At 64.6% G+C, this 25,685-nt stretch carries 25 protein-coding genes; 17 read left to right on the forward strand and 8 right to left on the reverse strand.

Going from position 1 to position 25,685, the window contains the following annotated elements; translation table 11 throughout:
- Positions 1–89 precede the first annotated feature (89 nt).
- The gene (gene serB, locus HAP47_RS12700) at positions 90–1,007 is read right to left on the reverse strand and encodes a phosphoserine phosphatase SerB (protein ID WP_173637947.1); all 918 of its coding nucleotides are present in this window, start codon (positions 1,005–1,007) and stop codon (positions 90–92) included.
- Here serB and miaA point away from each other — a divergent pair.
- The 8 genes from miaA (at position 1,006) to ilvC (ending at position 9,179) form a co-directional block, all read left to right on the forward strand.
- The gene (gene miaA, locus HAP47_RS12705) at positions 1,006–1,935 is read left to right on the forward strand and encodes a tRNA (adenosine(37)-N6)-dimethylallyltransferase MiaA (RefSeq protein WP_173640528.1); all 930 of its coding nucleotides are present in this window, start codon (positions 1,006–1,008) and stop codon (positions 1,933–1,935) included. The genes serB and miaA overlap by 2 nt on opposite strands.
- Positions 1,936–2,292: 357 nt before the next feature.
- Positions 2,293–4,068, forward strand: coding sequence for an acetolactate synthase 3 large subunit (locus HAP47_RS12710; protein WP_173637946.1), 1,776 nt, complete (start codon positions 2,293–2,295; stop codon positions 4,066–4,068).
- 153 nt (positions 4,069–4,221) lie between these two features.
- Positions 4,222–5,208, forward strand: coding sequence for a threonine dehydratase (locus tag HAP47_RS12715; protein WP_173637945.1), 987 nt, complete (start codon positions 4,222–4,224; stop codon positions 5,206–5,208).
- A 21-nt stretch (positions 5,209–5,229) separates the two neighbouring features.
- Positions 5,230–5,772, forward strand: a complete 543-nt coding sequence (ilvN, locus tag HAP47_RS12720; RefSeq protein WP_016841057.1) for an acetolactate synthase small subunit — start codon at positions 5,230–5,232, stop codon at positions 5,770–5,772.
- 3 nt (positions 5,773–5,775) lie between these two features.
- Positions 5,776–6,471, forward strand: a complete 696-nt coding sequence (locus HAP47_RS12725; protein ID WP_050628421.1) for a class I SAM-dependent methyltransferase — start codon at positions 5,776–5,778, stop codon at positions 6,469–6,471.
- A 43-nt stretch (positions 6,472–6,514) separates the two neighbouring features.
- Positions 6,515–7,393, forward strand: coding sequence for an EamA family transporter (locus tag HAP47_RS12730; protein WP_173637944.1), 879 nt, complete (start codon positions 6,515–6,517; stop codon positions 7,391–7,393).
- Between the two features lie 7 nt (positions 7,394–7,400).
- Positions 7,401–8,009 (forward strand): LysE family translocator, encoded by a 609-nt coding sequence (locus tag HAP47_RS12735; RefSeq protein WP_173637943.1) that lies wholly within the window; start codon positions 7,401–7,403, stop codon positions 8,007–8,009.
- A 150-nt stretch (positions 8,010–8,159) separates the two neighbouring features.
- Entirely contained in the window at positions 8,160–9,179 is a 1,020-nt protein-coding gene (gene ilvC / locus HAP47_RS12740; RefSeq protein ID WP_173637942.1) for a ketol-acid reductoisomerase, read from the forward strand.
- 170 nt (positions 9,180–9,349) lie between these two features.
- On the opposite strand, the gene HAP47_RS12745 is transcribed toward ilvC, so the two are convergent.
- Positions 9,350–10,456, reverse strand: coding sequence for a DUF2336 domain-containing protein (locus tag HAP47_RS12745; protein WP_173637941.1), 1,107 nt, complete (start codon positions 10,454–10,456; stop codon positions 9,350–9,352).
- A gap of 180 nt (positions 10,457–10,636) precedes the next feature.
- Complete coding sequence (locus tag HAP47_RS12750) at positions 10,637–11,656, reverse strand: adenylate/guanylate cyclase domain-containing protein (protein ID WP_173637940.1); 1,020 nt, start codon at positions 11,654–11,656, stop codon at positions 10,637–10,639.
- 134 nt (positions 11,657–11,790) lie between these two features.
- Here HAP47_RS12750 and HAP47_RS12755 point away from each other — a divergent pair, with 134 nt between their 5' ends.
- Entirely contained in the window at positions 11,791–12,189 is a 399-nt protein-coding gene (locus HAP47_RS12755; RefSeq protein ID WP_224924529.1) for a lysozyme inhibitor LprI family protein, read from the forward strand.
- 27 nt (positions 12,190–12,216) lie between these two features.
- Complete coding sequence (locus HAP47_RS12760) at positions 12,217–12,450, forward strand: hypothetical protein (RefSeq protein ID WP_173637939.1); 234 nt, start codon at positions 12,217–12,219, stop codon at positions 12,448–12,450.
- Between the two features lie 22 nt (positions 12,451–12,472).
- Here the strand turns inward: HAP47_RS12760 and HAP47_RS12765 are convergent, their stop codons facing one another.
- Complete coding sequence (locus tag HAP47_RS12765) at positions 12,473–13,093, reverse strand: hypothetical protein (protein ID WP_173637938.1); 621 nt, start codon at positions 13,091–13,093, stop codon at positions 12,473–12,475.
- A 110-nt stretch (positions 13,094–13,203) separates the two neighbouring features.
- Between HAP47_RS12765 and HAP47_RS12770 the strand changes: the two genes are divergently transcribed.
- Both HAP47_RS12770 and HAP47_RS12775 read left to right on the forward strand, forming a co-directional pair.
- Positions 13,204–13,905 carry a TetR/AcrR family transcriptional regulator gene (locus tag HAP47_RS12770; RefSeq protein ID WP_173637937.1) on the forward strand — a complete coding sequence of 234 codons (702 nt, stop codon included), beginning with the start codon at positions 13,204–13,206 and terminating at the stop codon, positions 13,903–13,905.
- Positions 13,906–14,069: 164 nt separating this feature from the next.
- Positions 14,070–15,782 (forward strand): sulfatase-like hydrolase/transferase, encoded by a 1,713-nt coding sequence (locus HAP47_RS12775; RefSeq protein WP_173637936.1) that lies wholly within the window; start codon positions 14,070–14,072, stop codon positions 15,780–15,782.
- Positions 15,783–15,896: 114 nt separating this feature from the next.
- On the opposite strand, the gene HAP47_RS12780 is transcribed toward HAP47_RS12775, so the two are convergent.
- The 3 genes from HAP47_RS12780 to HAP47_RS12790 all read right to left on the reverse strand — a co-directional run bounded on the left by HAP47_RS12780 (position 15,897) and on the right by HAP47_RS12790 (position 18,616).
- Positions 15,897–17,447 (reverse strand): ABC transporter permease/substrate-binding protein, encoded by a 1,551-nt coding sequence (locus HAP47_RS12780; protein WP_173637935.1) that lies wholly within the window; start codon positions 17,445–17,447, stop codon positions 15,897–15,899.
- Entirely contained in the window at positions 17,444–18,232 is a 789-nt protein-coding gene (locus HAP47_RS12785) for an ATP-binding cassette domain-containing protein (protein WP_173637934.1), read from the reverse strand. Before HAP47_RS12785 ends, HAP47_RS12780 begins: the two co-directional genes overlap by 4 nt.
- Positions 18,233–18,400: 168 nt before the next feature.
- Positions 18,401–18,616, reverse strand: coding sequence for a hypothetical protein (locus HAP47_RS12790; protein WP_074131807.1), 216 nt, complete (start codon positions 18,614–18,616; stop codon positions 18,401–18,403).
- A 225-nt stretch (positions 18,617–18,841) separates the two neighbouring features.
- Here HAP47_RS12790 and HAP47_RS12795 point away from each other — a divergent pair, with 225 nt between their 5' ends.
- From HAP47_RS12795 to HAP47_RS12810, 4 genes are all read left to right on the forward strand, one after another.
- Positions 18,842–19,678 carry a metal-dependent phosphohydrolase gene (locus HAP47_RS12795; RefSeq protein WP_173637933.1) on the forward strand — a complete coding sequence of 279 codons (837 nt, stop codon included), beginning with the start codon at positions 18,842–18,844 and terminating at the stop codon, positions 19,676–19,678.
- A 201-nt stretch (positions 19,679–19,879) separates the two neighbouring features.
- A complete protein-coding gene (locus HAP47_RS12800; RefSeq protein ID WP_231168851.1) occupies positions 19,880–20,512 on the forward strand; it encodes a hypothetical protein in 633 nt (210 codons plus the stop codon).
- Positions 20,513–20,553: 41 nt separating this feature from the next.
- A complete protein-coding gene (locus HAP47_RS12805; protein WP_173637932.1) occupies positions 20,554–20,826 on the forward strand; it encodes a DUF3551 domain-containing protein in 273 nt (90 codons plus the stop codon).
- 77 nt (positions 20,827–20,903) lie between these two features.
- Complete coding sequence (locus HAP47_RS12810) at positions 20,904–21,167, forward strand: DUF3551 domain-containing protein (RefSeq protein WP_173637931.1); 264 nt, start codon at positions 20,904–20,906, stop codon at positions 21,165–21,167.
- 33 nt (positions 21,168–21,200) lie between these two features.
- On the opposite strand, the gene HAP47_RS41305 is transcribed toward HAP47_RS12810, so the two are convergent.
- Positions 21,201–21,326, reverse strand: coding sequence for a hypothetical protein (locus HAP47_RS41305; protein WP_256460203.1), 126 nt, complete (start codon positions 21,324–21,326; stop codon positions 21,201–21,203).
- Between the two features lie 244 nt (positions 21,327–21,570).
- On the opposite strand from HAP47_RS41305, the gene HAP47_RS12815 reads away from it, so the two are divergent.
- The gene (locus HAP47_RS12815; RefSeq protein WP_173637930.1) at positions 21,571–25,665 is read left to right on the forward strand and encodes a C2 family cysteine protease; all 4,095 of its coding nucleotides are present in this window, start codon (positions 21,571–21,573) and stop codon (positions 25,663–25,665) included.
- The last annotated feature ends 20 nt before the right edge of the window (positions 25,666–25,685 follow it).

Genomic DNA, 25,685 nt, shown 5'->3' on the forward strand with positions numbered 1-25,685 from the left:
CTTGTTGAGAAAAGTAGGCAACGGCTTTTCCAGGTAACCGGCATCGGTGGATGGGTCCCGGCTTTCGCCGGAACGACAAGCTTCCGAGCCTATTCCGCCACGAATTCGTCGCGCCGATAGCCCTGCGCATAGAGCAGCGCGGTGAGGTCGCCGTGATCGATCCGCGCCGCCGCCGCGGCTGCGACCGCAGGCTTGGCGTGATAGGCGACGCCGAGACCTGCGGCCTGGATCATGCCGAGATCGTTGGCGCCATCGCCCGCGACCAATGTGTCGATGTCGTCGAGGTCGAAGGATTCGGTCAGCTCGACCAGGGTGGCGAGCTTGGTGGCGCGGCCGAGGATCGGCTCGACCACTTCGCCGGTCAGCTCGCCGTCCGCGACCCGCAACTGGTTGGCGCGGTTCTCCTGGAAGCCGATCTTCTCCGCGACCACCTTTGTGAACTGGGTGAAGCCGCCGGAGATCAGGCAGGTATAGGCGCCGTGCGCGCGCATCGTCATGACCAGCGCGCGGCCGCCCGGCGTCGGCGTGATGCGCTTCTCCAGCACCTCGTCGACGACGCGGGCCGGCAGGCCCTTGAGCAGCGCGACGCGCTCGCGCAGCGCCGATTCGAACTCGATCTCGCCGCGCATCGCGCGCTCGGTGATGGCGGCGACATGGGCCTTCAGCCCGGCGAAATCCGCGAGCTCGTCGATGCATTCCTGGCCGATCATGGTCGAATCCATGTCGGCCAGAAAAAGCTTCTTGCGCCGGCCGATCCGAGGCTGCACGACAATGTCGATCGGCAGGTCGCCGCGGGCCTGGCGCAGGCGCTCCTCGATGGCCTTGATGTCGTCCCTGCCGGCGTCTCCGCTGGAATTTTGGCTCTCGAACGGGATGTCGACGGCGACCTCGTTGAACAGCCACTGCGCCGGGCCCGGTGAGGGCAGCACGGCCCGCGCAGCGTCGACGATGGTGGAGTCGAGCGCGGGGCTTGCAGGATTGCAGATCAGCGTGGCAACGAGGGACATGCAGGCGCATTCAGGATTGTTGGACAAGGCAGTGCTTATCGCAGGGCCGACCGCCAGCGGCAAGTCGGCGCTGGCGCTCGAGCTTGCCCAGCGCGCCGGCGGGGTCGTGATCAACACCGACTCCATGCAGGTCTATCGCGACCTCCGGATCATCACCGCACGGCCGACGGCCGCCGAGGAGGCGCAGGTTCCGCACAGACTCTATGGCCATGTCGACGCCGGTGTGAATTTTTCCGCGGGCGCCTGGGTGACTGACGCGGCCAGGGTGCTCGACGAGGCCCGTGCGGACAAGCGCCTGCCGATCTTCATCGGTGGCTCGGGCCTCTACTTCAAGGCACTGACGCGCGGGCTATCGGCGGTGCCGCCGATCCCCCCTGATGTGCGTGACGGTGTGCGCGCAAGGCTGGAGCAGCACGGCGTCGAGGCGCTGCATGCCGAGCTTGCGGCGCGCGATCCGGTGTCGGCCGAACGGCTGAAGCCGCGCGATCGCACCCGCATCGCGCGGGCGCTCGAGGTCGTCGAGGCCACCGGCCGCCCGCTGCCGGACTGGCATCGCGATGGCCTGCCGCCGCTGCTGCCGCCGGGCCAATTCCATGCGCTGTTTCTCGCGCCGGAGCGCGAGCGGCTCTATGCGCGGATCGATGCGCGGTTTGGCGCGATGCTCGATACTGGTGCGCTCGACGAGGTCGCGGCGCTGGCCGCGCGCGGGCTTGATCCGCTGCTGCCGGCTATGAAGGCCCATGGCGTCCCGGCCCTGATCCGGCACCTCAAGGGGGAGATCAGCCGGGCGGAGGCCGCCGAGATCGGCCGGGCCGACACCCGCCACTACGCCAAGCGCCAGTTCACCTGGTTTCGCCACCAGCTCCCGGAATTCGAATGGGTGGTGCCGGAGGTCGCGAAGGGGTGGCTGCAGCAGCAAATCCCGTAGCCCGGATGGAGCGCAGCGCGCCCGTCTGCCATGCGCGTTGCGCCGCGCAAAAACACTCGCCGAACGGTCGGAACCCCGTTACACTTCAAAAATCGCGAAACTGCCTGCCTCGCCTTGACATTCGGGCTTTGGCCGCTATGTTCGCGCAACCTTTGGGAAGACTGGGTCACCTCGTGCGCAACATTATTACCAAGCTGCTTATCGTCGTCGTACCCAGGCACACCGCCGGGGATGGCTAGCGGCCATCCAAATTCGGGCGGTGTGCATGGGGCCTCTAGGGCCCCTTTTTATTGCCCGAAGCAGAACTGACGAGAACTGACAAAAGCCGCGCAAAAACAAGCGCATCCGGAGCGAACCATGACCGACAAGAGCCACGATCCCAATCAGATGACCGGCGCCGCGATGATCGTGCGCGCGCTCATCGATCACGGCGTGCAGCATGTCTTCGGCTATCCCGGCGGTGCGGTGCTTCCGATCTACGACGAGATTTTCCAGCAGAGCGAAGTCGAGCATATCCTGGTCCGCCACGAGCAAGGCGCCGGCCATGCCGCCGAAGGCTATGCCCGCTCGACCGGCAAACCCGGAGTGGTGCTGGTGACGTCCGGTCCCGGCGCCACCAACATGGTGACGCCGCTGACCGACGCGCTGATGGATTCGATCCCGCTGGTCTGCATCACCGGCCAGGTGCCGACCCACCTGATCGGCAACGACGCCTTCCAGGAATGCGACACCGTCGGCATCACGCGGCCCGCCACCAAGCACAACTGGCTGGTGCGCGACGTCAACGACCTCGCCAGAGTGCTGCACGAAGCCTTCTATGTCGCCACCACCGGCCGCCCCGGTCCGGTGCTGGTCGACGTGCCGAAGGACGTGCAGTTCGCGACCGGCACCTATCATCCGCCGCGCAAGTCGGACGTTCACATCTCCTACACGCCGCGCGTGAAGGGCGATGCGACCCAGATACGCAAGGCGGTGGCGCTGCTCGCCAATGCAAAACGTCCCGTGATCTATTCCGGCGGCGGCGTGATCAATTCGGGTCCGGAGGCTTCCAAGCTGCTGCGTCAGCTGGTGGAGGCGACCGGCTTCCCCATCACTTCGACCCTGATGGGACTGGGCGCCTATCCGGCGTCGGGGCCGAACTGGCTCGGCATGCTCGGCATGCACGGCACGTACGAAGCCAACATGACCATGCATGATTGCGACGTCATGCTGTGCGTCGGCGCGCGCTTCGACGACCGCATCACCGGCCGCGTCGATGCTTTCTCGCCGGGCTCGAAGAAGATCCACATCGATATCGACCCGTCATCGATCAACAAGAACATCCGCGTCGACGTGCCGATCATCGGCGACGCCGGCAACGTGCTCGGCGACCTGTTGCAGGTGTTCAAGGCAGAGGCCAAGAAGCCCGACATCAAGGCGTGGTGGCAGCAGATCGCGCAATGGCGCGCGCGCAACTCGCTGTCCTACCGCAAGAACAACGATATCATCCTGCCGCAATACGCGATCCAGCGCCTGTTCGAGCTGACCCGAGGCAAGGACACCTACATCACGACCGAAGTCGGTCAGCACCAGATGTGGGCCGCGCAGTTCTTCGGCTTCGAGGAGCCGCACCGTTGGATGACCTCCGGCGGTCTCGGCACCATGGGCTACGGCCTGCCGGCCGCGGTCGGCGTGCAGGTGGCGCATCCGGACAGCCTGGTGATCGACATCGCCGGCGACGCCTCGGTGCAGATGACGATCCAGGAGATGTCGACCGCGGTTCAGTTCGAGCTGCCGATCAAGATCTTCATCCTGAACAACCAGTACATGGGCATGGTGCGGCAGTGGCAGCAGCTGCTGCACGGCAACCGCCTGTCGCATTCGTACTCCGAGGCGCTGCCGGACTTCGTCAAGCTCGCCGAGGCCTATGGCTGCGTCGGCCTGCAGGCGACCAAGCCGTCCGACCTAGACGGCGCGATCAAGGAGATGATCTCGATCAGGCGCCCGGTGCTGTTCGACTGCCGCGTCGCCGCGCTGGAGAACTGCTTCCCGATGATCCCGTCGGGCAAGGCGCACAACGAGATGCTGCTGCCGGAAGAGGCGACCGACGAGGCCACCGCGAAGGCCTTCGCCGGCGGCAAGGCACTGGTGTGACGATGCGCGACACAAACTCCACTGTCATCGCCCGGCTTGACCGGGCGATCCAGTACGCCGCGGCGCCTCGATTGCTCTCAGGCGTCTCTGGAATACTGGATCCCCGCATTCGCGGGGATGACAAGCGAGAGAACAGAACGATTGGAAGCAAAGATGTTTGATCTCAGCGAGCTCGAGCGCGCGCACAGGATCGTCGGCACCGCGGTGCCGGCGACGCCGGCGTATGCCTGGCCGTTGCTGGCCGAGCGGCTCGGCACCGAGGTCGTGGTCAAGCATGAGAACCACACGCCGATCGGCGCCTTCAAGGTGCGTGGCGGCCTGGTCTATCTCGATCGGCTGAAGCGCGAGCGGCCCGATGTGCCCGGCATCATCTCGGCGACGCGCGGCAATCACGGCCAGAGTCTGGCGTTTGCCGCGAGCCGCCACGGCGTGCCCGCGGTGATCTATGTGCCGCGCGGCAACTCGGTCGAGAAGAACCGTGCCATGCATGCGTTCGGTGCCGAGCTGGTCGAGCACGGCGAGGACTTTCAGGCCGCGCGGGAAGAAGCCGAGCGCCGTGCCCAGTTCGCCGGCCTGCACATGGTGCCGTCGTTCCACCCGGACCTGGTGCTGGGTGTTGCGACCTACGCGCTCGAGTTGTTTCGTGCGGCGCCCGATCTCGGCATTCTTTATGTGCCGATCGGGCAAGGCTCCGGCATCTCCGGCTGCATCATGGCGCGCGACCTGCTCGGCCTGAAGACCGAGATCGTCGGCGTGCAGTCGACCGAGGCGCCGTCCTATGCGCTGTCGTTTGCGGCCGGCAAGATCGTGACCACCGAGACCAGCAACACGCTTGCCGACGGCATGGCGACGCGGATTCCGGACGCCGATGCATTCGCTTTGATCCGCAAGGGCGCCTCCCGCATCGTGCAGGTCACCGACGACGAGGTCGGGCAGGCGATCCGCGCCTATTGGACCGACACCCACAATCTCGCCGAGGGCGCAGGCGCCGCGGCGCTCGCGGCCGCGCTGCAGGAAAAGAGCAAGCTCGCCGGCAAACGGGTCGGCCTGATCCTCAGCGGCGGCAATATCGATTTCGATCTGTTCCGGACCTGGATCGGGACGGATGCTGCGCCGGCCGCCCAGCGGGCGGTGGCGTGAACAGAATGTAAGGGGACGACCATGAACCAGCCCGCATCCGCCTACTTCCTCGAGGAACGTCACGATCCGAACGAGACGCACACGCTGTCCGTCCTCGTGCAGAACGAGCCCGGCGTGCTCGCGCGCGTGATCGGGCTGTTCTCCGGCCGCGGCTACAACATCGAGAGTCTCACGGTTTCGGAAACCGAGAGCCAGAAACACCTCTCGCGGATCACCATCGTCACCACGGGCACGCCGATGGTGATCCAGCAGATCAAGCATCAGCTCGACCGCATGATCCCGGTCTACCGGGTCGTCGACATGACGCTGACCGGCAGCTCGATCGAGCGCGAGCTTGCGATGGTCAAGGTGAGGGGCGGTGGCGATCACCGCGTCGAGGCGCTGCGGCTGGCGGATGCATTCCGCGCCCGGGTGATCGATGCCACGACCGAGAGCTTCGTGTTCGAGATCACGGGCAACTCGTCCAAGATCAGTCAGTTCATCGACCTGATGCGCCCGCTGGGCCTGGTCGAGGTGTCACGAACCGGGGTGGCCGCGATCACGCGTGGGCCGGAAGGGATGTGAATCATGTTGGCGCGCGACTGGTACTACACGCAACGGCGGCAGGTCGGTCTCGATACCGCGGTTGCCTCGATCTATGACGTCAGCGAGGACAGCGATGTCCGTGCCCGCCAGGCGCTGACCATGCTCGGCGTCAAGCCGGGCTGGCGGATCGCCGATATCGGCTGCGGCAACGGCGTGCTGGCGACCGAGGCGGCCCTGATGGGCGCCGAGGTCGACGCCATCGATATCTCGCCGGCGATGATCGGGCTTGCCGAAATCTATGCGCGCGACCGCAAGGCGAAGATCCGGACCCAGCCGGCCGGCCTGTTGTCCTTTGCCTACCAGCCGAATTCCTACGACCTCATCGTCAGCGAGTTCACGCTGCACCACCTGCCGGACTTCTGGAAGGCAGTGGCGCTGTCGCGGATCTTCAACGCGCTGAAGCCCGGCGCGAACTTCTATCTGCGCGACATGGTGTTCGTCAGCATGCCCGACGGCGTCGATCGCGATGTCGAGGGCTGGGCCGATTTCTCGATCAAGAACCACGATTTCGAGCGCGAAAGCGTGATGACCCATATGCGCGACGAATACTCGACCTTCGGCTGGGTGATGGAGCGCATGCTGACCGAGACCGGTTTCACGCTGGTCGCCGCCGACTATCATGCGCCGCTGCACGGCACCTATCTGCTGCGCAAACCGAAGCCGGACGAACAGATCTAGAGGTTGCATCGACAGAGCCAAACCGAACCAAAGAAGAAGAACAATGAAGCCGGCCGATGTTGGCATCGCCGTCATGGTCGCGGTGATCTGGGGACTTGCGTTCGTCGCGAGCCGGATCGCGCTCGATGAGCTGCCGCCCGAATTGATGACGGCGCTGCGCTTCGGCATCGCGGCCGTGCCGTGCCTGTTGCTGCCCAGGCCGGCCCAGGTTTCGTGGCCGCTTCTGATCGGAATCAGCCTGACCTTGTTCCTCGGCCAGTTCCTTGCGCAATCCATCGCCATCGCCCACGGCATGCCGGTCGGGCTCACCAGCGTGATCGTGCAGAGCCAGGCGCTGTTCACCATCGGCTTTGCCGCGGTGCTGTTCGGCGAATGGCCGTCGCGGCTGCAGACCGTGGGCATCGCTATCGCTGCGATCGGCCTGCTGATGATCTGCGGCACCGTCGGATACGATTTCAGCGTCAACGCCTTTGCCATCCTGATGATCTCGCCGATCTCGTTCGCAATCGGAAACCTGCTGCTGCGGCCGGCGCAGGGCGCGCGCATGTTCGACCTGTTCGCATGGCTGTGCCTGTGTGCGGCGATCCCGTTGTTCGGCCTGTCGCTGCTGACGCTGGGCGCGAAGCCGATGTGGCAGGCGCTGTCGCATCTGTCGCCGGTCGGCATTGCCTCGATGCTGTTTGTCGGCACCGTTTCCACCAGCATCGCCTATTGGCTGTGGGGCCGGCTGCTCAGGGATTATCCGGCGGCGCAGGTGGTGCCGTTCGCGCTGCTGGTGCCGTTCGTCGGCTCCGCCGCCTCCAGCATCGTGTTCGGCGAGAGGTTCGGGCCGCTGCGGCTCGCCGGCATGCTCACGGTCATCGCCGGCATCGCCGTGATGCTGCTGTCGAAGCGGCCAAAAGCTCTGCCGAAAGTCGCGTGAGGGCGCTATGTCGAATTCGCTGCTGTTTGCCTTTGTCGTGTTTGCCGTCGCGATGTTCTTCACGCCGGGCCCCAACAACATCATGCTGCTGTCCTCGGGGGTGACCTACGGCTTCCGCCGCACGGTGCCCCACATCGCCGGCATCACGGTCGGCTTCGCCTTCATGGTCGGTGCGGTCGGCGTCGGGCTCGGGGCCGTCTTTATCGCCTATCCGGTGCTGCAGACGATCCTCAAATATGGCGGCGTCGCCTATCTGCTCTATCTCGCCGCCGTCATCGCCATGGCCGAACCGCTCTCGGCGGACAAGGACGATGGGCCCGGCCGCGGCCCGATGACGTTCTGGGGCGCGGCCATGTTCCAGTGGATCAATGCCAAGGGCTGGGTGATGGTGATCGGCACCATCACGGCCTACGCGGCGATTGCCGCCTTCCCCTGGAACATCGCGATCCAGGTCGGCCTGAGCCTGGTCCTGGGGACGGTGTCCTGCATCGTCTGGGCGCTGTTCGGCACCGCCCTGCGGCCGATCCTGACCTCGCCCCGGGCGATCCGCGTCTTCAATGTGGTGATGGCCATCCTGCTGCTGGCCTCCCTCTACCCGGTCTTCATGGACGCATGATGCCGCACCGCGCCATGCGAGATGGGGGTTTCCCCTGAGGGGAAAAATGCTCTAGACAACGCCGGAAATTCGCGGGCGCCCGGCGGTTCTGACCTTCCGAAAGCCTGACTCATCGGCCGATTTTGGCCCCCTTCAAACGAGGAAAACACGATGCGAGTTTACTACGATCGCGATGCCGACCTGAACCTGATCAAGGGCAAGAAGGTCGCCATCGTCGGCTACGGCAGCCAGGGTCACGCCCACGCGCTGAACCTGAAGGATTCCGGCGTCAAGGAAGTGGCGATCGCTCTGCGCAAGGGTTCGGCCTCGGCCAAGAAGGCCGAGAACGCCGGCTTCAAGGTGATGGAAGTCGCCGAGGCCGCCAAGTGGGCCGACCTCGTCATGATGCTGACCCCGGACGAACTGCAGGGCGACGTCTATCGCGAGCACCTGCACGACAACATGAAGAAGGGCGCGGCGCTCGTGTTCGCCCACGGCCTCAACGTGCACTTCAACCTGCTCGATCCGCGTGCCGACCTCGACGTGCTGATGATCGCGCCGAAGGGCCCCGGCCACACCGTGCGTTCGGAATATCAGCGTGGCGGCGGCGTGCCCTGCCTGATCGCGATCGCCAAGGATTCGTCGGGCAACGCCCATGACCTCGGCCTCAGCTACGCCTCGGCGATCGGCGGCGGCCGCGCCGGCATCATCGAGACCACCTTCAAGGAAGAGTGCGAGACCGACCTGTTCGGCGAGCAGGTGGTGCTCTGCGGCGGCCTGGTCGAGCTGATCAAGGGCGGCTACGAGACGCTGGTCGAGGCCGGCTACGCGCCCGAAATGGCCTATTTCGAGTGCCTGCACGAAGTGAAGCTGATCGTCGACCTGATCTATGAAGGCGGCATCGCCAACATGAACTACTCGATCTCCAACACCGCCGAATACGGCGAGTATGTCACCGGTCCGCGCATCGTCACGGCCGAGACCAAGGCGGAGATGAAGCGCGTGCTCGCCGACATCCAGGGCGGCAAGTTCGCCCGCGACTGGATGCTGGAGAACAAGGTCAACCAGACCTCGTTCAAGGCGACCCGTGCCAAGCTCGCCCAGCATCCGATCGAGGAAGTCGGCGCCAAGCTGCGCGACATGATGCCCTGGATCAAGAAGGGCGCCCTGGTCGACAAGAGCAAGAACTAAGCGCCGGACGCGTAGGTGTAGGGTGGGTTAGCGAAGCGTAACCCACCGCGTCTGCGCGGAACGAATTGGTGGGTTACGCCTTCGGCCAACCCACCTTACGCATTGAATTAAAAAAAGGGTGGGCGCGTTGCCCACCCTTTTTCTTTGTCACGGCAAGGCAGCGGCGGCAGCTAGCCAGCCGCCATCGGCTGCTTCTCGATCCTGTTGTGCAGCTGCCAGAACCGCACGGTGCGCTGTGCGGTTTCCAGCGACAGCCGCCGGTAATCACGGTGTGCGACCTCGAGCGTTGCATGGTCGAGCGGATGCGGCAGCGGCCGCTTGCGCAGGATGGCTTCGACCGTCGGCCAGTTGAGCCGCGCCGAGCGGCACGGGATCAGCAGCAGGTCGGAGCGCAGCCCGAGCATCAGGCGCTCGATCATCGCGATCGGCATGTCGTTGAGCACGGCGAGCGCGACCGTGACCTCGTCGAACTTGCCGTCCTCGGCGAATTTGTAGACCGCCGCATCATCGAGCTCGTTCAGCTGCTTCATCAGCTTGACCAGCTCTTCGGCGATGCCGTAGTTGCGGCGGGGAGCCGCGGCCTCTTCCTGCGCGATGTCGTTCAGCACCTGGCTGATCTCCTCGCGCGCCCTGGGCGATGCGATTGCCAGCAGGCGGGCGCGCACCGTTTCCTTGGCGCGCTGCAGCAGGTCGCGCAGCAGCTTGGCCGGAATATCGATGCGCAGCCCGAGGATCTCGACCAGCTCGTCATCGCCTTCTGCGCGGGCGACGATCGAGGAATAGCCGTTGTCGGAGAACTGCGCGCCGGCGTTCTTGGCAAGGCGCCGGATCACCTTGTCCTCGCCGCGGTCGATGATGACGTCGGTAACGGAAGCCGGCAGGTTCTCCCGCGCCGAGATCGCGAACAGATGGTCCTGGCCCTTGCTGGCGGCGATCTCGCGCAGTGCGTCGTTTGAGAGGCGGCTGGAGTGGGTCAGCACGTCGCCGGCGACGCTGATGTCGTCGTCCCAGGCGAGGTGCTGGATCACCTCGAACGGCGCGTAGTCGAGCGGCGCGAGCCGCTTGCTGAGCTCGGCCCGCGCACGCGTCTCGACGCGCGCGACGAGCAGGCAAAGCACGTCGTCGAACACCTTGACCTGCTCATCGTTGAGGCGGTCGCCGTCGTTCAGGAACAGATCGGTGACCTGCCGCAGCGTCTGCACGCGCTTGGCCGACGTCCCGTCCCGGACCGCATCTTCGAGTTCGGCAATAATCGATTGTGACGCCTGTTGCGCCATCGACGGGCAACCTTGTTTTTCTTGGATGACAACTGTTTGCACGATAATGCTAGCGATCTTACACCTGCGTTAAGGTGGAACCCGGTGCAAATACGGGTGCGTCGCATCCTTAACGGGCCCCGACCGGATAAGACGCAATTGGTGCTATCGCCACGATGGCGGTGCGCCTTAAGAGATTGTTTAGGACGATGCGCGCCGCGCGACGGCGAAGATGTCAATCGAGGCGGCGCGCCCGCGCAACTGCGTCGAGCCGAGCGGCTCGATGGCAAAATCCGGGTCCGAGGGCAGCAGGCGAAGCAGCTCGCCCGATATCAGCAGCGGCCGGCCGGCCTCCTTGCAATGCGCCTGCAGCCGCGCCGTGACGTTCACGGTATCGCCGAAATAGGCGATCTGCCGCCGCGAGTCGCCGCATTCGCCGATGACGACAGGGCCGGCATGCATCCCGGCGCGGAACGCCGGCACCACGCCGAACTCCTTGCGATAATGGTTGGCCCGCTTGGCCAGGCGGTCCTCGATCGCGAACACGCAGTCGAGATAACGCCGCGACGGTTGGCCCGTGTCGGCCGGCCAGGTCACGATGACCTCGTCGCCGACATAGGCATGAACCTCGCCGCCATGCGCCACGATCGGCTCGTCGATGTCGAAGAAGAAGCGCGTCAAGAGCTCCTGCACGCGCACCTCGCCCATCGCCTCCGCCAGCGACGTCGAGCCGACCAGGTCGAGGAACAGGAGCACGCGCTCCTCGCGCACCGGGCGGCGATAACGTCCGAGCACGACGCTGAGCAGCGTCCGTCCACCAATCATCCGGACCAGCTCATAGATCATCGTGATCGGGACCGACATCAGGAGGCCGACGCCGATGATCTTCAGGAAGGTGTCGCGAACCCACTTCGCCTCGAGCCCATGCCCGTACAGAACGATCTCCAGCACAACAGCCGAGATTGCAACGACGACGGCCAGGATGACGGAGCGCGCGACGAGCTCGACGATCAACGGCTGCCGCCGCAGCCAGCCGCCGCGTGCGACCAGATAGAGATGCGTCGCCCAGACGATCAGGCTGATGGCGGCCCCCTCGAGCGCGCTGCGCGCATAGTTCGCAACGGAGGCCTCGTCGGATTGGTCGAAGGCGAAGCGAAACAGCCCGCCGACGAGCAGACCGAACACGGCCAAAACGATTGCAGGCGTCACCGTCCGCCGCATGAATCCCTCCATGCCCATGAAATATCGCGCACGGATCGGGAAGGCCAGCCGCGGTGCGACCGATATGAACGGGATGGGCTGCGGCCGCACCAACGTATGGTGCGGCCATAGGATCGATCGGAAGGGAAGGCGGCATGAAATCGGCTCTCACGACAGGCGTGTTCAGGCTCGGGTCCTTGGTTGCGGCCATCTTCATCATCGCCATCTCGTCGGCCTGGGCCGGCGATCAGGGCGATCCCGAACAGTCCTGCGACGGCAATACCTACCAGATGGTCGAGTGCCTCAAGGCCAAGACCGCGCAATGGGACAAGCGGATGAATGTCGCCTATCAGCAGGCGCTGAAGGATGCCGCCGGCGACAAGCAGCGCGAACAGCTGCGCACCGCGCAACGGTTATGGATCCAGTACCGTGACGCGAATTGCCTGTATTACGACCTCGGCGAGGGCACCATCGCCCGCCTCGACGCAGGCGAATGCATGCGCAGCATGACCGAAATCCGTGCCAAGGAACTGGAGAATCTCGGCCATCAGTGAGCCATCTTCCGGTGCCAGGACTTGGTCATGACTGACGGAAAGAGCCAGAACGAACTGACCCAGCTTGCGGAGGAGGCGCTGCGCGCCCAGCCCGGCTGCGAGACCGCCCGCGTACGGGCGGTCGCCGCGCTGCCCGATGGGCAGGTCGGGCGCAACTGGGAGATTCCGAACGTCGTGCTCGGCGACAGCCTGATCAGCGACGTAGACCGTGCGGTGCTATCGGTGCATCGCCGGCTCGGCCGCCAGTTTCACCTTGTGTGATCCGATCTGACCCGGTCGCGCCTCAGCTTGCCTGCGCCGGACGCGGCACAGGCCGCGCGGCCATGCTGATCATCCTGAGCGCGAACACCGTGGCGAGCGGCACGAGGAACAGCGCGTAGAGCGGCATCTCCGGAATCCGCTTGCCGAACGAGACCGTAAACTGCAGCAGCAGATAGTAGCCGCCGATCAGATGCAGCCTGCGCCAGGCGCGCGGGCCCAGCAGCGCAGCCGTACGATCGAACGAGGTCGCGGTCAGCGCGGTGATGGCGAGATAGCCGATACCGCCGAAGATATAGGAAACGATAGAGGTTGCGGCGGCGAAGCCGGCCGGATCGAGCATTGCGAACGCGGTGATCGCGACCGCGTGGATGGCGTGCGAGGCGGCGAAGGTGACGCCCAGATAGCGTCGGTTGCGGCGCTGCCAGTGCGTCCAGGCGTTCGGCCACAGTCGCGCCAGCGCCGCCGCGGAGAAGGCGAAGCAGAACAACAGCAGCGAGGTCCGCGCCGTGAAGCGGATCACCATCCGCACGCCTTCGACCTCGAACTGCCGCATCGCGGCGATCCAGATCGAAAGCCCGATCAGGGTCAGTGTGAGCAGGCCGAACAGCCGCCAGCCCTCGAACCAGTTTCGACGCGTCGCCATATCCTGCCTCCCATCGTTAATGTAATCACCAGTTACATTCCGCGATGGAGTGCGGTCAATCCGTGTAATCGCCGCTTACATTCACAAGCGGGTGATGCTAGAGGTGCGCCATGCGCCGCCCCGCCAAAAAAACGCCGATCGGACGCCGGCCCGCCAAGTCGCGTCCGGCCGTCGCGGCGCGGGCGCCGGCGGCCAAGCCGTATCACCACGGTGACCTCCGTCGGGTCCTGATCGATGCCGCCATGCAACTGGTCGGCGAGGGCGGGCCGGAGGCGGTCAGTGTCCGCGAAGCGGCCCGCCGCGCCGGCGTTTCGCCGGGCGCGCCGTTCCGGCATTTCCCAAGCCGGGATGCCCTGATGAACGCGGTGGCCGAGGAGGCGCAGCGCCGCTTCCGCGCCGAGATCGAGACGGCGCTGGCCGATGCGCCGTCAGGCGATCCGCTCGGCCGCTTCCGCTGCCTCGGGATCGCCTATCTGCGCTGGGCGATGAAGAACCCGACCCATTTCGAGATCATCTCCAGCCGCCGCTTCTTCGACCACGACCGCTCGGCTGGCGTTTCCAGCGACAATGCGGAGTTGATCGGCCTCACCGAGCGCACGCTGGCGGAGGCCTTTTCAGCCGGTCAGCTCTTGGCGCGCGACCCGAAGCAGGTCCAGATCGCCGGCCGCGCGCTGGTCTATGGTTTTGCGCGGATGCATATCGACGGCCATTTGCCGCGCTGGGGCGTCGCCGAAGCGGAGGCCGAGCAGATGGCCGCTGACATCGTCGACCTCTTCATCGCCGGCATTGCAAGGCCTGCGGCGAAGGTCTGAGGCCCGCCGTGCCGGACGTACTCCGGTCAGGCAAATTCATTGCGCGTTCATGACGATTCAATTACGTTTTCATGACACGGCGCAGACTCCGGCTGTGCGGTGTGCCTCCTGGCCATCGCCAGTCAAGGCCGTGGCATTGCGCCGGGTTGTATTGCGTCCCGCCCATGGCGCCCGCGCCTCAGCAAAACTCTTCCGTTGCCGCGCTGGCCGGCGGTCTTGCCGCGATCGGCATCTGGCGGCTGATGGCGGTCGCCGCCCCGCATCTCGGCGCGCTGATCCTGATGCTGCGGACTGAGACCGATTTCGGCTCGCGGCTCTGCTTCCTGCTCTCTTGGGGAATCCTCAACTTCCTGTTCGTCGCGCTGCTGCGCCGGCCGGCGCTGTCGGGCGCGCTGTCGCTGACGTTGGTCGTGGTACTGGTGCTGCTGTCGCGGTTCAAGCACGACGTGGTGCAGATGACCGCGAACTTCGTCGACCTGATGGTGATCGATCGCGACACCGCGGCGTTCCTGCTCACGATCTTTCCGAACCTGCGCTGGTCGATCATCGGCGCCGGCCTCGTCACGCTGCCGTTGATGTACGCGCTGTGGTGGCTCGATCCGTTCCGTATCCGCCGCCTGCCGGCCGCGGCCGCCTGCCTTGCCTGCACGGCGGCGCTCTCGGGCTACGCCTTCGCCTGGCCGGATGAGGCCTGGCGCGGCTATTACGACGACGGCTATCTGTCGAAGTTCGCGCGCTCCGGTGTGACGGCGGTGTCGGACTTCGTCGCCTATGGCTTCATGGAGTCGGATCCGAGCGCGAGCGATCAGCTCAAGATGCCCCTGGTCGACGCCTGCCACCCCGCCGGTCGGCGGCCGAACATCATCATGATCCATGATGAATCGAGCTTCGACATCCGCGCCGCGTCCGGCGTCAAGGTTCCGCCGGGCTATGGCAGCCAGTTCAAGTCCTATGACGGCATTGAGCGAAAATTCCTCGCCGAGAGCAATGGCGGGCCGAGCTGGTTCACCGAGTACAACGTGCTGGCGGGATTGTCCTCGCGCTCGTTCGGCCGGTTCGCCTATTTCGTCACCCGCATCGCATCGGGCCGGGTCGAGCGCGGCCTGCCGCTGGCGCTGCGCCGCTGCGGCTACGACACGCTGTCGCTCTATCCGGCGTTCGGTGCCTTCATGAGCGCGCGCAGCTTCCAGACCACGACCGGCATCCAGCAATTCTACGACGCGCACGACCTGCATGCGAAGGACGTCGAACCCGACAGCTTCTTCTACGACAAGGCGCTGAAGCTGATGGCCGAGCAGAAGACGCTCAGCGCGCCGCTGTTCACCTTCGTCTATCTCGCCGCCAACCATTTCCCGTGGGAGAGGAAATTCCGTCCCGAGCTGCTGCCGGCATGGAAGCGGCCGGGCAACTCGCCGTCGGTCGACGAATATCTGCGCCGGCAGGCGATGAGCGCCAGCGACTATGCCGGCTTTGTTGCCGCGTTGAAGAAGAGGTTTCCGGCGCAGCCGTTCCTGATCGTGCGCTATGGCGATCATCAGCCGGAGTTCTCGCCGCAGCTGCTCGATCCCGGGCTCGACGAGGCCGGCATCGGCAAAAAGCTGATGGATTACGATCCGCGCTACTACGCGACATATTACGCGATCGACGCCATCAACTTCGAACCGGTGAAGAGCCCGACGGTGATGGACACGATCGACGCAGCCTATCTGCCGCTGGTGATTCAGGAAGCCGCGGGCATTCCGCTCGATCCGTCGTTCGAGGAGCAGAAGGCGATCATGCTTCGCTGCAACGGCGCGTTCTATTCCTGCAAGGACGGCGCAGAAGCGCGCCGCTTCAACCGCCTGTTGATCGACGCGGGGATCATCAAGGGATTGTGAGATGCAACACGCGTCCGCCGCCGTCATTGCGAGCGGAGCGAAGCAATCCATCCATCAGCATGCGCGGGACGATGGATTGCTTCGTCGCTTTCGCTCCTCGCAATGACGATGGGGTTATTTCGGCCCTACCTTCTCCCACAGCCAGCGCGCCACGGCGTCGGGCGACGATGATGCGTCGTTGCCCGACGCGCGCAGGTTGGCCTCGCGCATCACGGCGATGCCGATCTTGCCGAGCAGCGGCCGCAGCGCCGCTTTGAGAGTCTCGTCGTCGCGCCGCTTTGGCGACAGCAGCACGATCGCGTCATAGGGCGGGATCGCGTGCCTGTCGTCCGCGAGCGTAACCAGGTCGTATTTCGCGATCAGCCCGTCGCTGGTGTAGCCCGCGATGACGTCGACCTCGCCGGAGGCGACCGCCGCATACATGAAATCCGGCTGCATCTGGCGCTGGGCGCGGAACGTCAGCCCATAGGCCTTCCGGATGCCGGCCCATTCCGGCCGCGAGAAGAATTCATAGTCGCCGGCGATCGACATCGTTGCGGCGTGCGATGCCAGGTCGGCGATCGAACGGATGCCGAGCTGATCGGCGCGCTTCCTCGGCATCACCAGCGCATAGGCATTCTCGAAGCCGAGCTCGCCGAACAGCGTGATGCCCTGCTTCGCCAGCGTCGTCTTCAGTTCGCCCAGCAGCTCGGCGCGGGGCCTGACCTCGGTGTGGTGGAACTGGTTCGCCCACAGTGTGCCGGAATAGTCGACATAGACGTCGATATCGCCGGCCGCGAGCGCATCGAAGATCACGTTGGAGCCGAGGCCGGCGCGGGTCGTCGTCGGCAGTCCGGCGGCTTGCAGCCGTTGTGCCATCAGCGCCGATAGCACATATTGCTCGGTGAACGTCTTGGCGCCGACGACGTAGCGCGCCTGCGGCCGCGCGATCGCAGGTACCAGCGTCGCCGCGATGAGGGCGGCAATGCCGAGCCCGCCAAGTGCGGTCCGGACGCGGCTGCGATTGCGCAAGCCGTTCTCGATCAGCGCCAGCAACTGGTCGACGACAAGCGCGAGCACGGCGGCGGCGAAGCAGCCGAACAGCACGAACACCCAGTTCTGGGTCTGCAGGCCCGCGAAGATGTAGTTGCCGAGGCTGGTCTGGCCGATCGGCGTCGACAGCGTCGCGGTGCCGATCACCCACACCGCGGCGGTGCGGATCCCCGCCATCATCACCGGCAGCGCCAGCGGCAGCTCGACCATGGTGAGCGATTGCCGCGGCGTCATGCCGACGCCCTGGGCAGCCTCCAGCACCGCCGGATCGACGCCGGAAAGGCCGGTGATGGTGTTGCGCAACACCGGCAGCATCGAATAGAGCGCGAGCGCCAGCACCGCCGGCAGGAAGCCGAAGGCGGAGAAGCTGAAGCCGAGCCACGCCGCGGTCAGCGCCGTGAGCGCCAGCAGCAACGGATAGAACAGCGCGAGCAGCGCGAGACCGGGTACCGTCTGCACGATGCTGGCAAGCCCGAGCAGCATGCCGCGCAGCACCGGCCGGTTGCGCGCGATGATCGCAAGCGGCAGGCTGATCAGCAGTCCGAGCGCCAGCGCGGCGACGCTGACCCGGACATGGTTGCCGAGATAGTCGGGCAGATGCGCGAGCGCCTCGCTCCAGCGTGGATCGCTCATGCCGTGCCGTCCCGCGGCAGTAATGCGCCCAGCCGTTCCGCCTGTCGCCGCGGCGTACGCAAGAGTTCGCCGACATAGGCGTCGGTGTTGCCCGCAAGCTCCGCCGGCGTGCCCAAAGCGAGCAGCTTGCCGCCACGCATCACCGCGACACGATCGGCGAGCAGCAGCGCCTCGGTCATGTCGTGGGTGATCATGACCGTGGTCAAGGCGAGTTCGCGATGCAGGGTGCGATAGTCGTCGCCAAGCGCGTCGCGGGTCAGCGGATCGAGCGCGCCGAACGGCTCGTCCATCAGCACGATGCGCGGCTTCGCAGCCAGCGCGCGCGCGACGCCGACGCGTTGGCGCTGGCCGCCGGAGAGTTCGTGCGGCAGGCGGTCGCGATGTTGCGCGCGGTCGAGCCGCACCAGGTCGAGCAGTTCGTCGACCCGCGCCGAGATCTCGGCCCGCGGGCAGCCGAGCAGCTTCGGCGTGATGCCGACATTGCCGGCGACGGTGAGATGCGGAAACAGTCCGCCGCTCTGGGAGACATAGCCGATGCGGCGCCGCAACAGGATCGGGTCGATGCGGCTGACGTCTTCGCCCTCGATGGCGATCCGGCCGCGGTCGGCCTCGATCAGGCGGTTGGCGAGCCGCAGCAGCGTCGTCTTGCCGGAGCCCGAGCCGCCGACAACAGCCAGGAATTCACCCTCGGCCACGTCAAGCGAGACGTCGTCGACCGCCACCACGCGACCATTGTCAAAACTCTTGCCGACATGCGCGTAGGCAATCAGCGGCGTTGCGGGCATTCTCGGGCCATTCCTGGGCGACCTCACGTCTCACCATCGTGAATGACAGTGATAGCCCATAAAATGGACTTTGACTCGAGGTGCACGCGCCTGCATCACGCGGTTTCGCAGGCCGTTCCAGTCGGGCACGCGAAGCCGGTCAGCCCCTTCGGGGGCTGTGAGCACACATCACACTTCGTTCTTGGGTACGTATTTGCCCATGATGCACTTATAGCTCTGCAAGCGCCAATCGTGATACGGCCCCTTGGCGAGCCAGTCGGCGATGCCGATCTGGGCACTCACAGCGCAGGCGCCCATGGTGATGCCGGATTGGTCGCTGTTGGTGACGACCTTTTCCATGCAGAGCTGGGCATTGCAAAGGATGGCGACGAGCGTAACAAGCATGATGGTCTTTATCCGTAAGATTAACCCGGCTGAACCGAATCATGCACGCTTCATGCCATTATCAGCGGTTTTGGTGCCGCAGCCGGCAAGACCGGGAAAGTACGGCGGAACGAATCACGCGCTCGCCGGCGCGTAGCCCCACGCCCGCAGATGCGCTATAGTTCTGCCCAACTACGAGGTGAGATCGGGGCGAGCGAGGAACGTTGCGCGGTCGGGGCTGCATCGATGATGACGTTACCTGAGTTGGCGGCAGGTGCTTTGGAGAAGTTTCTCTCCACGCACGTTAGCCGCACCTTTGGGGCTTCGCAGGCGCGCTTCGGCGAACTCCTGCCGGCCGCAGCCCGCATTGCGCTTGAATGCATCGGCAACAGCGATGCGCTCTACCACAATGTCGAGCACACCATGCTGGTCACGCTGGCCGGGCATGACATCATCCGCGGTCGCGCGTTGCACACCCATGTCACCGCGGAGGATTACACGCACACGATCATCGCCTGCCTGACGCACGACATCGGCTATGTGCGCGGCCTGCTGAAGGGCGATGGACCGGATGGTTATGTCGTCGATGCCTCCGGCAAGAAGGTCGTGCTGCCGCGTGGCTCGTCGGATGCCGGCCTGATGCCGTATCACGTCGACCGCTCGAAGCTCTATGTGCTCGACAGGCTCGAGGCCGTCCTCCCGCTCGATCGCGAGCGTGTCGCGCGCAACATCGAAGGCACGCGGTTTCCGGCACCCGAAGGCCTGCAATATGACGACGAGGCGGCGATCGTCCGGGCCGCCGATTTCATCGGACAGCTCGGCGATCCCAACTACATCAGGAAAGCCAACGCGCTCTATCACGAGTTCGAGGAAGTCGGTATCAACCGTCAGCTCGGCTATGAATCGCCGGCCGATATCGTCGACCGCTATCCGCAATTCTACTGGAATATGGTCGCGCCGCACATCCAGGGCGCCATCAACTGCCTGAACATGACGGCAAGCGGCCGTCAGTGGATTGCGAATCTCTACAGCAACGTCTTCCGCGCCGAGCGCGAGGTCACCCTGTCCGGCCCGCAAATCTGACGCGCGGCACCAGCGGCGCGGCCCTTCAGCACGGCTCGCTGCATTCCCCGGTCGATTGCGGGGCGTCCACATTTCGGCCTGCTTCATCGTTGCACAGTCCGTGGAAATCGGCGACCTTGCGCCATGGACCTCTCCATCGACCGTGTTCTCCACCGTTTCAGCATGATCTCCCGCTGCGTTCAATTGATTGCGATTGCTGTCGTGTGCTCGCCTGCGCTCGCCGTTGCCGCCGGCCCGGTCTACGACGTCGACCTGTATGCGTTGATGTCCGGCACCTGCCGCAATGTCACGGTCGCCGGCCGCAGCTATACCTGCAAGGCGGTGGCCTACTTCCACACCCTGCGCGGCCGTTCCGAATTCACCGTCGTGCTCGACGATCCCGCCGACAAGAGCCACATCGTCTCGTTCTCCGGCGAGAGCACCGAGCGCACCCAGGACAATCTGTTCGAGCTCGCGGTCGACCGCATGTTGCTGAAGTCGAGCGACCGTCCGCGTGTCGATGGTCTGCCGGTGCCGCTGGTCGAGATGTCGACAGGCTCCTGCCGCCAGGTCGGAAGCTTCATCACGCGGCAGGTGTCGACCATCACCTGCGCCGCCACCGATCAGAACGGCAAGCGGTACGAGTTGAGCTTCGAGTCGGATGGTTCGCCGATGACCTTGCGCCGGCTGCGGCAATCGACGCTGCCGTCGGAACGGCAACGGGCACGCCAGATCGCACAGCTCGAATGCCGCCTCAGGGCGCGGGCCGCGCAGGTTCTGCCGCGGGACACCACGGCCTTCATCATCCGTTGTCTTGGTGAGGACGACGGCAAGCCGGCCGGCGAGCAGCGATAGCCGCGCGCCCGGCGTCCCGGACCATGCTTGAGGAGAATTCGATGCGCTTGAAATTCACCATCATCGCCGCTATCGGCGTTGGCATCGCCGGGCCCTCCGCCGCGCAAATGTACGATCCGAATTATCCGGTCTGCATGGAAGTCTATGGCGGCAGGCTGATGCCGGAGTACATCGATTGCAGCTTCACGTCGCTTCCGCAATGCCAGGCAACGGCCTCGGGACGATCGGCGACATGCTCGGTCAATCCCTTCTACAAAGTTCCAAAAAAGCCGACCAGGGAGCGGGGTCGACGACAGCGTCAGCCTGTCAACTAGCGCGCCGTCGCGTCGCTGGCGCAGTTGACTAACTCCTGTTGTTGTGGGGAAACCTTCCGAGCGACAAGGAGAGACCGATGCGCCTGAAACTGTTCGCGATCGCCGCAGTTGCGGTCGCCCTGGCCGGACCTGCCGCCGGGCAGGCCTACGATCCGAACTATCCGGTGTGCATGCACGTCTTTCAGGGCAAGTACGGCGGAAGCTACATCGATTGCAGCTTCACCTCGATCCCGCAGTGCCAGGCGTCGGCGTCGGGCCGGGGTGCGATGTGCTCGGAGAATCCGTTTTTCGCGCCACCACCGCCTCCGAAGCGCCGGGCGCATCGCAGTCGCCATCACTGACGCGGGAGCACGAGGCGCGACGAACGCCTGCCGTCAGACCGGCACGCTCAACGCGTCGTAGGTGAACTGCCAGTCATAGCGCTCGCGCACCCATTCCGGTCGCCATTCGCGCGAGACATAGGCGTCGGCGCCTTCGGGGTCGGCTGCCGGGGGCTGCACCCGGCGCTCTCCCAGGTGACGAGCCGGCGCATCAGCCATGCATTAAGGAATCTTTACTATAATTCGGTTCCCTTCGCTGGCGGCAGCGTTCGGCAAGATCGACACACGCTTCGAATTCGTTCACAACTATGGCGATAGTTACGTATTCTATTGCTGGATCCGTCGCGACCGGACGCGCGCAACCTCGCCAGGAAAGGCCGGGCCGACGGCAATCGTATTGCGTCAAGACTTGCGAAGGAATTCCATGACGGCAAGCTGGGTCAATTCCCTGGTCGACAGCGGCATCAAGTCCGACATGCTCAACTTTGCCGCGGACGGCGTCTTCACCGACCCTGAAGCCATCCAGTTACTGGCGGATGTCGCCAATCGCGGGAGCGTCACCGCGAATGAGCTGAACTCGCTGCAGCTGATCGCGGCCAATCTGAACAGCGGCCTCTCCACATCGGACTATGTCTCCCATCTTTTCGTTCAGCTCGTTGATGGGAATCCGGCTAACGCCACCTGGACAGGGGGCGGCACTGCTCACGTCACGCTCGGCAATCTGCAGGTTGGCACGACGTCGACGCAGATGTCTGAACTGATCGGAAAGTGGTTCCAGGGGACCGATCTTCCGGACCCGACTTTGCCGCCTGATGCAGGCGGGAGCGGCTGGACATTGCAGGGCTACAGCGCGGTTACCGGACCGTTGTATTCCTCGACGGGCGCTGCCACCGTCAACGACATCTGTCAGGGAGCAGACGGCGATTGCGAACTGATGTCGGGATTGATCGACGTCGTCGTCTTTCACCCTCAGGTCATGAGCTCCATGATCGTGGACAATGGAAACGGCACCTATGGCGTGCGCTTCTATGTCAATGGTCAGGAGACATGGGAGACCGTCAATGACGAGTTTCCAGTCGTCAGTGGCACCGAACTTGACTATGGCCACAACTATAATGAGCAGCCCACTGCAATGTGGGTTGCCCTGGTGGAGAAGGCCTACGCGCAGCTCAGTGCAACGGGACAGATCGGGCACCCGGCGGTCAACAGCTACAACAACATTTCCGCGGACCCTCCGACAGACGTCCTGGAGAATCTGACCGACGCGACGAGCGTCAACTATTATCTGAGCAGTTCATCCTCCTGGTACAGCAACAAGTCCGTCTATATCGCAGCGCTCTCCAACTACGACGACGTCATCCTCGAGATTCCCTCGACGTCTCCGTACACGTATGACGGTGCTGGAAATATCCAGCTGGTCCCGGACCATGCTTTCGGAGTCGTCGGCTATGACAGCGCGACGGGCAATTTCATCGTTCGCAATCCATGGGGAAACAGCTATCCCGGCCAAAACTGGGATGCGCAATTTGAGGTTTCGTTGACACAGATCGCCAGCGAGGGCGGCGACTTCGTCATCGACAATTCCGGCCCCACCGACGTCGCGCCCACGGTGGTCGCGTCAAACATAACCGGCCGCGTGCAAACCTCGATTGCAGCGTCGTCCATGTTCTATACGACGGGCGGTACTCTGCCCATCATCGAATATGCGCTTTGGGACTCCACCGGTAACGGGCACTTCACCGTGGGCGGGGTGGCGCAGGCGAACGGGGTCGAGATCGACGTCGCTGCCTCACAGTGGTCCAGCATTGCCTATCAGTTCGGTCCCGCGAGCGACCAGCTGTGGGTGGAGGCGTTCAACGGCGTGTTCTGGAGCGCCTGGACCGAATTTACGGCAACCCCGGAAGGGCCCGTGGTGACGGCCGCAAACGTGACGGCAACGCACGGCCAGAGCTTTGCCGTCTCCTCGCTGTTCACTTATTACGACCCGTTCGGCTTCGCAGCCGCCCAATACGATGTCTGGGACAGCGGCACCGGTGGCGGCCATTTCGTTCTGAGCGGGGTGGCGCTTGCCGCCAATCAAAACAACTTCATCACGGCCGCGCAGCTGTCGTCATTGACCTATCAATCCGGCTCCGGCGCGGACACGCTCTGGATCCGGGCCAACGACAGCACGGTGTGGGGCCAATGGTCGAACGCTTTCACCGTCACCGCGCCGGTCGACGGCGGTCCCGTTGAGGCGGTGTCGAACATTGTCGCGGCTCATGGCCAGAGTTATGCGGCCTCGTCCTTGTTCACCTATAGCGATCCGTTCAACAGTGCGGCAACGCAATATGACGTCTGGGACAAGGGAACAGGCGGCGGCGACTTCGTTCTGAACGGGGTGGCGCTTGCCGCCAACCAAGACAACTACATCACGCCCGCCCAACTGGCCTCGTTGAGCTATCAATCCGGCTCCGGCATCGACACGCTCTGGATCCGCGCCAATGACGGCACCGTGTGGGGAGCGTGGTCGAGCCCCTTCACCGTCAATGCGCCGGTTGACAGCGGGCCCGTTGAGACGGTGTCGAACATCGTCGCGCCCCACGGCCAGAGCTATGCGGCCTCGTCGCTGTTCACCTACAGCGATCCGTTCAACAGCGCCGCGACCGTGTACGATGTCTGGGATAGCGGCGCCGTCGGCGGCCACTTCGTTCTGAACGGCGTGGCGCTGCCCGCCAACCAGGACAATTACATCACGGCCGCCCAGCTGGCGTCGCTGACCTATCAATCCGGCTCCGGCATCGACACGCTCTGGATCCGCGCCAATGACGGCACGGTGTGGGGCGCGTGGTCGAGCGCGTTCACCGTCAATGCTCCCCTCGACAGCGGACCCGTTGAGGCAGTGTCGAACATCGTCGCACCCCACGGCCAGAGCTATGCGGCTTCGTCGCTGTTCACCTACAGCGATCCGTTCAACAGCCCCGCGACCGAGTACGATGTCTGGGATAGCGGCACCGTCGGCGGGAGCTTCGTTCTGAACGGCGCGGCGCTGCTGGCCAATCAGGACAATTTCATCACGGCCGCCCAGCTGGCGTCGCTGACCTATCAATCCGGCTCCGGTATCGACAAGCTTTGGATCCGCGCCAATGACGGCACGGTGTGGGGGGCGTGGTCGAATGCCTTCACCGTCAATGCTCCGGTCGACAGCGGACCCGTTGAGACGGTGTCGAACATCGTTGCGGCCGCTGGCCAGAGTTTTGCCGCCTCGTCGCTGTTCACCTACAGCGATCCGTTCAACAGTGCTGCGACCCAGTATGATGTCTGGGATACTGGCACTGTTGGCGGGCACTTCGTTTTGAACGGGGTGGCGCTTGCGGCCAATCAGGACAACTACATCACGGTCGCCCAACTGGCCTCGCTCAGCTACCAATCCGGCTCGGGCGCAGACACGCTCTGGATCCGGGCCAATGACGGCACTCTATGGGGGGCCTGGTCGAGAGCCTTCACCGTCACTGCTCCAGTCGACAGTGGTCCCGTCGAAACGGTGTCGAACATCATTGCTACCCATGGCCAGAGCTATGCGGCCTCGTCCCTGTTCACCTACAACGACCCGTTCAACGATCCCGCAACCCAATATGATGTCTGGAATGCGGGCATAGGCGGCGGGCACCTGGTTCTCAACGGGGTGGCACTTTCGGCGAACCAGGACAACTACGTCACGGCGGCCCAACTGACATCGCTGAGCTATCAGTCCGGTTCGGGCGCGGACACGCTGTGGGTGCGCGCGAACGACGGCCTCGTCTGGGGATCATGGTCAAGCGCTTTCACCGTGACTGCGCCAGCGGATACCGGTCCGGTCGTGACCCCGACCAATTCAAGCACGCTGTCCGTTTCGGGCCAGAACTTCGCGGCTTCCTCGCTCTTCACCTATTCCGATCCGTTCGGTAGTTCCGCCACATCGTATGATGTGTGGAATAGCGGAGGGGGACAAGGCCACTTCTGGCTAAACGGTTTCGAGCTGCAACCAAATCAGGATAACGTCGTCACGGCCTCACAACTCTCCCAGCTTACGTATCAGGTCGGAGTAGGTACCGACACGCTCTGGATCAAGGCCAATGACGGGACCGTCTGGGGCGCCTGGTCCAGCGCCTTCACGATCAGCGATCCCTCGATCATTCCAGCTGGACAGACCCTCGAGCTTGCGTCGGCGAGCTCGGCGCAAATCTCCTTTGCATCAGGCTCCGGGACATTGAAGCTCGACGACCCCACAGGCTTCTCCGGCACCGTCGCCGGCATGACGGGAGCCGACGCGATCGATTTCGCCAATATCAGTTTTGCGGCCGGGCAAACCGTGGGCTTTGCCGGCAACACCGCGGGCGGATCGATCACCGTCTCGGACGGCGTCCACGCCGCCAGCATCGCCTTGCTCGGAAACTACATGGCATCGACCTTCGTCGCCGCGAGCGATGGACATGGCGGCACGGCCATCACGGTGCATCCTGATCAGGTCGCCACGCTTGCCCCGCCGCAACACGCCTGAGCGGCGCCGCTGCTCCAACG

It is taken from the genome of Bradyrhizobium sp. 41S5, assembly GCF_011516665.3.
Taxonomy (GTDB): Bacteria; Pseudomonadota; Alphaproteobacteria; order Rhizobiales; family Xanthobacteraceae; genus Bradyrhizobium; species Bradyrhizobium quebecense.